Raw genomic sequence first — 6,690 nt, 5'->3', positions numbered from 1 at the left:
CCACGGTAATGACCGGGATGCCGAGGAAGGTCATTTGCTTATGGAACGCCGCGATATGTTCCTGATCGCGCGAGATGCGATCGATGCTCTCGGCGACCACGACATCGATCCGGCCGCGCAGCGCGTCCTGTTGCAGCTTCTGATAGCCCGGGCGCAACAGAGACGCCCCGGAGATCGCTGCATCGCTATAGACTTCGGCAATGATCCAGCCGCGTTCCGCGATCAGGCGTCGGCAGATGCGGATCTGGTCATCGAGCGAGGCTTCGCGCTGATTGTCTGAGGAATAGCGGGCATAGATGGCGGCGCGCAGGGGGGGATTGCTCATACAGGCGTATCCTTCGATAGAGAAACTGAGGGACTAGTCGTCTGTGCCATCCGTATCCTGGGCGGGGCAATCCATGCGCGCTGCGTGTCGGGCCATTGCCTGCACCAGTGCGATGAGCATAGGGTGGGGCTCTTCGATCCGATTTGCAAGGTGGATGTCGATCGCAGGTGCCGCCAGAGCGGTATCCGTGTTAACGGAGACCTCCTCCTTCGCTGCAATATCTCTGCGGTCGCGTGCCACGGCAAAGCTTTTCCGGTCGCCGTCGGAGGGTTTCCGGGGCGGTGCATGATGAGGGTTACTGGTCTACGGGAAGGTCCCGGCGGTGTTGTTCTCATCATAACGCAAGCGCCTTTCCTCGAATGGTGCAAAGCCGAGGGAATGCCCCGCCGGCGTTCGGATTTTGGGGATAACCTCATCAAAATACGGAAGACACGCTCTTGAGAGGGGTGATGCAGGATACGGGCAGTCGTGATCGGGCTAGTTTTGCGACTGGTTGCTGTTCGGCAATCTGGGCGCAGCGAGCACGGAACGAATTATCCGGATTTTTAAATTGCGGTGGATGGATGCGCTCTGGGCGGTTGTGTAAGGGTGCTCTTCAGCATTGATGTTTTGTTTGCTGGAATCAGGGGGGCCTTATGGGCCCCTCCTTTCTTCTTTTTGCGCAGACGGGTGTGTGTGGCGCCTTGATGGTGGCCCAGCTGCTAGTGGTTAGCCTCTGCCTGCGCTTTGCGATCCTCTTCATCCTGTTGCTTCAGGTGTTCGATGTAGACAGCGAGGCGGCGCTGCATCTGCTCGCGGTTCGGCGGGGCTATCTTTAACCGATGGAAATGTGCCGTCTCTTCCTGTTCCGTCACCAGTTGGCACTGTCCCAGACGATACCACCGAGAGGTCGTTCGGGCCCATCTTCTGTCGGGATCCAGCGCGATAAGCGGCGACGTTATAATCACGTCATCGCCAAGGATCGGGTGAGCCTTCACCTCGCCCTCAAGCACCAGTTCACCTCGGTAGTTCACCTGTGGAATCCAAAGGTTCAGCTTAGGCGCGGTGGACAGATCGGACTTAGAGGGGCCTTTCTCCGCAGCCGCGATCGCAACGAGCGCTCGATCAAGCCACACCCTGTCATAGGGGGATAGCATCGGCATTACGAGACCTCCTTCGCGCAAGGATTTTCAGGGTAAAGATGTGCCGTCAGCGAGAGCACCTCCGGCACGACATAGCCGCGGAAAAAACCATCGGTGGCCGCGCCATGCCGGACCTCTTCTGCATCCATCAGGGCTGAGATGATCGGAGCAAGCCCCGTGAACTCTTTTGGCGTTCGGATGCGGACCGTCTTGCCGGTCAATGAACACAGATCGTTGGCGGAAAGTGGGACGAGGTCTTTGACCGACATCGTGCGTGTTGCTTCGGAGGCCAACGTCTCATGGGTGTTCCCGGAGGCTTTGCGGTGCGGGTCCCTCTTGGCATTCGCCGCGCATACGCGCATTCGGATCGCGATATCACGCAGCAGTGCGATGGGGATATCGATGCCCATCTGGTCATTGGTCATGGTGGGGTGCTCCTGAAAATATCCATATTTTAGATAATCCGGAAAATAGATCAAGGTGCATCGACTTCCAAGCAGGCGCACGATGTCCAAGACAATCCATAGTTTGGCTCAGCAGGCCCTCGTCGCCGCGCTGGCACGGATGCGCAAAGAGATGGGATTGTCGCAAATGACTTTGGCCGAGCGGCTGCATTGTCATCAGTCCATGATCGCCCGGATCGAGAGTGGTGAGCGCCGGATCGATGTGGTGGAGCTGGTAATCATCGCACGGGCAATCGGGGTGTCGCCGCATGCCGTATTGACAGAAGTTGTTCCGCACATTGGTGATGATCTACGGCTGTAGTCTCGGCGGGATCACCCCGTAATCCGGAAGCAAAGGCATTGCCTATACCTCCGGATTACGGCTTTCGCGGAGTGTAGGCAGTCGATCCGGAAGCTCCCGGCGGGGCGGGTCCAGCAGGCTGCTGGTCGCGGGCGGAGAGGCCAGGGGTTTCCCCGTAACCGATCCGAGCGCGAGGGGTGTCGGGGGTATCCCCTGACCGAACAGGTGATGTTGTAATTCCGGGGCTCAGCCCGGGATTGCAACATCACTAGAGAGTAGCGAAGCGACAAATTCCCTCGAAATCCGATAAAACAGGTGCGGGGATTTTCTTTGGTCCATGAGAGACTCGGTTCAGACCTCAGAAACCCGAGTATGCTATGTCCGTCCAACCCACATTTGCCGATGCTGAACCTGTCGTCGTCGCGCTTCAGCATCCGATTGTCCTGCGTTTCCAGGGGCTGGTGCCGCGCAATCTCTGGCGATTTGTGATGCATGACAAGCGGAGGGGCGGGGATCTGTCGCATGTCGATCCGGACCTGACCAGGCAGAATGAGGTGCTGTTGGGGGACGAGGATTGGGTTCCACGGTTGCGGGCCGAGATTGCCGAGGCGCAGCGGTCCAATCTCGAAGAACATCTCGCGGCCCTGCGATCCAAGTCGCGTCAGAAGGAAGCAGATCAGGTTGAGGAACGCGGATTGGTTGATCCGTGGCGGGCCTGCGATCACGGGCCGTTGCGTGAGGGCATCCTGACGGTCAACAAGCTGTGGTTCGGCGGCACGGCACAGGGGCGTTGGGACCCTGAAAAAGTCGACCAGTTCCGCGCCCGTGCGATGGACTTTCTGCAGGAGCACTTTCCGGATGGCCAGCTGCGCTATGCTTCGGGACACGTCGACGAGGAGGCCTATCACATCCACTTTGTTGTCGCCGTCTGGACTGAGAAACAGTCGGCCAATCGGGGACGGCAATTCTTGCTGCAGCCCTCGCTCAATCCGCTGATCGCGCGTTACGAGAGTGCTCAGGATATCGCGGGGGCTGCCTTTGCGGATCTCGGACTCGCACGCGGTGAAAAACGCGCCGAGGCCATTCGCAAGGCCAAGGCGGCGGGCGAGGCCGTGCCAAAGCGGCGGCGCCACATCCCGCCGTCCGTTCACCGCAAGATGGAACTGCTGGAAGCTCATGTCAAAGCGGGCAGGGCGCGCCGCAGGGCGGAGGTCACCGCGGAGGCTGTGATCCATACCGCACAGGCGACAGCGGCCACAATCGAACAACGGGCGAGGGAAATTGAGAACCGGGCCAATGTGCGTGCCGAGATCAGCCGCCTGGATGCAAAGGCCGATGCAGCAGCCATCGTGGACGAAGCACATGCGCTTGGCGCGCAAGTGGTGCGGAAATCGCGCAAGCAGGCGCTTCGTGATGCCCAAAGGCGCAAGGCCGAGGTTGATCGTCTTGAGAAGCAGGCCGAGGCGGAGAGGCTGCAAAAGCTGGCGGCTCAGGCCGGTCGGGAAGGACGGGCCGCAGCTGAGATGTTGCGACGCGATATGGCACTTAAGACCCAACAACGCCAAAGCGAGGCCGCTGTCGAATGGGCGCGCAAGGTGCAAGCCGATACGGAAAGGCTGGTCACCGGATACGAAGATCGCGCCGAGAGGGCGGCTCAGCGCATGCAGGCGGCGATATCCGAGAGGCAGGAGGCCGAGGCGGTACGGGACAGCGCGCGCCAAGAGGCCGACGCCGAGGTGGCTCGCCAAAAAGAAACCGCTGAAAGGCACCGCGCAGAAGCGGCTGAAATCGCGCGCCGCAGGGCAGCGCAGCATCAGGCCGAAGATTCATTGAAGGAAAGGGAAAAGGATCAAGCCCACACTGAAACGGCGCTGGCCGCGCGTGAGGTTGCTGTCGCCCGAAAAGAAGAGAGGGTGAAAGAACGGGAGGCGGATATGGATGAGGCCTTCGCGGCCATGGGCGATGTCATGGGCCAACTGGAGAGCGGTGCACTTGATGTCGAGGATGGGAAGCTGCGTCTTGCTCGCGTTCCGGCCTTCCTGCGCAAGGCAACCATGCTGCCGACCGAAGGCCGTTCGTCCCTCCAGCAACTGGTCGTGAGGTTCGTCAACGTCATCAAACGTGCGGTTGTGACGACCGTCGGCGACTCCGGGCCACAGGTTGAGGCAGACAGGCAAGGGCCAGAAATGTGATGCGATGGGCATTGTGCTGGTTCGCAGAGAAATCGGCACCCGATTGCGTTAAGTTTCGGCACCCGGTCGCGTGACCTTCTGCATCAACCAACAACGGAATTACCGGCCTCAACGTTAGCGAAGGCGAGAAGCGCGGAGACCTCAGTTATCGCAGCGGTTCTCGCCTTCGCGATTATTGCGAGCGGCGGAGGCAAAATGGCGAGAAGCAGGCGGTCAGGGAGGTGACCCATAGTCCGCTTAGGGCAGGACGCTCTATCCCAAGCTTGTCGAGGCGGGCTATGGCCAGCGTCGCGCGGGAGGGCTCCTGGCCTCCTCCGGCGCGATCGACATCGTGATCCCACCCAGCATCGCGATGATCCTCTATGCGATGTCCGCCGAGCAATCCATTCCCCACCTGTTCATCGCGGGGATACTGCCGGCCATCCTGATGGCGGTCCTGCTGTCCATCTTCGTGATCTTCGACGCCTGGCGCCGGGGAATTCGCTCGGATGCCCGCTTCTCGCTTCGAACGGCCATCCGGGCCACGCGGGAGGCTTTCTGGGCGATCCTGATGCCGGTCTTCGTCCTGGGCGGGATCTACCTCGGGGTGTTCTCCCCTTCCGAGGCGGGCGGGTTCGCCTGTGTCTACGCCATCGTCATCGGCCTGTTCTTCTACCGCTCCATGACGCTGCGCGACATCCTCGATGCGGCGGCGCATTCCGCGATGCTGTCGGCCCAGGTCCTGATCGTGGTGGCGGCGGCCAGCGTGGTGAACTGGCTTCTCACGACCCAGGGCGTGCCCCAGGCGCTGATCAGCTGGATCGCGGCCGAGCAATTCTCGGCCTTCACCTTCCTGCTTGCGGTCAACGTCCTGCTGCTGGTGATCGGTGCCTTTCTCGACCCGACCTCGGCCATCCTCGTCTTCGCCCCGCTCCTCGCGCCGATCGCGATCTCGCTGGGCATCAATCCCGTTCATTTCGGGACCATCATGACCGTCAACTTGGCCATCGGCATGTTCACCCCTCCCTTCGGGTTGAACATCTTCGTGGCGCAGCAGGTGACGGGATTGCCGGCGCACACGCTTTACCGGGGGGTCATGCCCTTCGTCATGATCCTCGTGTTTGCGCTGCTCATCATCACCTACGTTCCCTCACTGTCTCTGATCCTCGTGAACACACTCTAAGCAAGGATAAACCATGATTGCCAAATTCCTCAAATCCGTCGCGATCGTCGCGACTCTCGCGGCGGGCTCGTTCGGCCCGGCGCAGGCCGAAAGCACGATGAAGATCGCGACCGCGACGATCAACGACGTGCAGCATGAATGGATCAAGCTCTTCGTCGAAGAGCTTGCGGCGCGCGCCCCCGGTGCGGTCAAGACCGAGATCTACCCGGCCTCTCAGCTGGGAACGATCCCGCGCATGACCGAGGGCGTTCTTCTGGGCTCCATCGAGGCCTTCACCACCCCCACCTCCTTCATCACCAATGTCGATCCGCGCTTCCAGGCCTTCGACGTGCCGGGGCTGTTCAGCTCGCCCGAGGACGTGCACGCCGCGCTCCACGACCCGGCGTATCGCGATCACCTCGAGACGATGTTCCTCAACAAGGGGCTGCGGGTGATCGGCGCGATGTACAATTCGCCGACGGTGCTGTTCACCATGAAAGATGCGAAGACCCTCGAGGATGTGAAGGGGCTCAAGATCCGCACCTTCGCCTCGCCGCTGCAGATCAAGCCGATGGAGCAACTCGGTGCGATCCCGCTGCCGCTGCCGCTGTCCGAGGTCATCCCGCAGCTTCAGTCCGGCGGGCTTGACGGCATGCTGGTGGGGGCGCCGATCCTGACCGCGTTCAAGTATTACGACGTGGGCAAGTACATCCTCGATCTACATTTCTCGCAGGTCGTGTCGGTCACCGTCGTGAACGAGGACTGGTTCCAGATGCAGAGCGAGGCGACCAAGGCCGCGATCCTCGCGGCGGGGCGTGCTGCCGAAGACAAGGCCTATCAGTGGGGCATCGACAACGTGGCGCGGTCCTACAAGATCTGGACCGACAACGGCGGTGTCATCACCCAGCTGCCGGAGGCGGAACAGAAACGGATGGAAGAGGGCTTCGCCTCGCTGGCCGCCGATCTTCTGGACAGCCAGCCGGAGGTCAAGGCTGAATACGAGACCCTTCACAAGCTGGTGCAGGACGCTCGGGCCAAGTAATGGCTGATCTCGGCGCAGCCGGAAACACAGCGACCCGGGGCATGTTTTCGTGCCCCGGGTTTCTGTCTTCTAGGGCAAGATGCCTGCCGGCTGGGACCACGCCCCGTGGCGGTGGCGCGTCGCAC

The 6,690-nt window shown here is 61.0% G+C and carries 6 protein-coding genes and 1 pseudogene; 4 read left to right on the top strand and 3 right to left on the bottom strand.

Going from position 1 to position 6,690, the window contains the following annotated elements; genetic code table 11:
* The 3 genes from EOW66_RS18435 to EOW66_RS18425 form a co-directional block, all read right to left on the bottom strand.
* A partial coding sequence (locus tag EOW66_RS18435; RefSeq protein WP_164881188.1) for a recombinase family protein occupies window positions 1–325 on the bottom strand: 325 nt, incomplete at its 3' end.
* Between the two features lie 701 nt (window positions 326–1,026).
* A complete protein-coding gene (locus EOW66_RS18430) occupies window positions 1,027–1,467 on the bottom strand; it encodes a DUF6634 family protein (protein ID WP_128157797.1) in 441 nt (146 codons plus the stop codon).
* A complete protein-coding gene (locus EOW66_RS18425; protein WP_128157796.1) occupies window positions 1,467–1,871 on the bottom strand; it encodes a hypothetical protein in 405 nt (134 codons plus the stop codon). Before EOW66_RS18425 ends, EOW66_RS18430 begins: the two co-directional genes overlap by 1 nt.
* An 82-nt stretch (window positions 1,872–1,953) precedes the next feature.
* On the opposite strand from EOW66_RS18425, the gene EOW66_RS18420 reads away from it, so the two are divergent.
* The 4 genes and pseudogenes from EOW66_RS18420 (at window position 1,954) to EOW66_RS18405 (ending at window position 6,565) form a co-directional block, all read left to right on the top strand.
* Window positions 1,954–2,211, top strand: a complete 258-nt coding sequence (locus tag EOW66_RS18420; protein WP_128157795.1) for a helix-turn-helix domain-containing protein — start codon at window positions 1,954–1,956, stop codon at window positions 2,209–2,211.
* A gap of 356 nt (window positions 2,212–2,567) precedes the next feature.
* A complete protein-coding gene (locus tag EOW66_RS18415; RefSeq protein WP_128157794.1) occupies window positions 2,568–4,382 on the top strand; it encodes a plasmid recombination protein in 1,815 nt (604 codons plus the stop codon).
* Window positions 4,383–4,635: 253 nt separating this feature from the next.
* Window positions 4,636–5,544 (top strand): annotated as a pseudogene (locus tag EOW66_RS18410) (TRAP transporter large permease); the annotation flags it as partial.
* A gap of 13 nt (window positions 5,545–5,557) precedes the next feature.
* Window positions 5,558–6,565, top strand: coding sequence for a TRAP transporter substrate-binding protein (locus tag EOW66_RS18405; protein ID WP_128157793.1), 1,008 nt, complete (start codon window positions 5,558–5,560; stop codon window positions 6,563–6,565).
* Window positions 6,566–6,690 lie beyond the last annotated feature (125 nt).

The sequence above is a fragment of the Paenirhodobacter huangdaonensis genome (assembly GCF_004022465.1).
Lineage (GTDB): Bacteria > Pseudomonadota > Alphaproteobacteria > Rhodobacterales > Rhodobacteraceae > Rhodobacter > Rhodobacter huangdaonensis.
The sequence above is the reverse complement of the archived record's forward strand: the minus strand, read 5'-3'. Positions and strand labels throughout refer to the sequence as shown.

Excerpts from the sequence above, each read along its gene's own strand:
- EOW66_RS18420 (WP_128157795.1), top strand. The coding sequence starts at position 1,954 with ATGTCCAAGACAATCCATAGTTTGGCTCAGCAGGCCCTCGTCGCCGCG.
- EOW66_RS18425 (WP_128157796.1), bottom strand. The coding sequence starts at position 1,871 with ATGACCAATGACCAGATGGGCATCGATATCCCCATCGCACTGCTGCGT.
- EOW66_RS18430 (WP_128157797.1), bottom strand. The coding sequence starts at position 1,467 with ATGCCGATGCTATCCCCCTATGACAGGGTGTGGCTTGATCGAGCGCTC.
- EOW66_RS18415 (WP_128157794.1), top strand. The coding sequence starts at position 2,568 with ATGTCCGTCCAACCCACATTTGCCGATGCTGAACCTGTCGTCGTCGCG.
- EOW66_RS18405 (WP_128157793.1), top strand. The coding sequence starts at position 5,558 with ATGATTGCCAAATTCCTCAAATCCGTCGCGATCGTCGCGACTCTCGCG.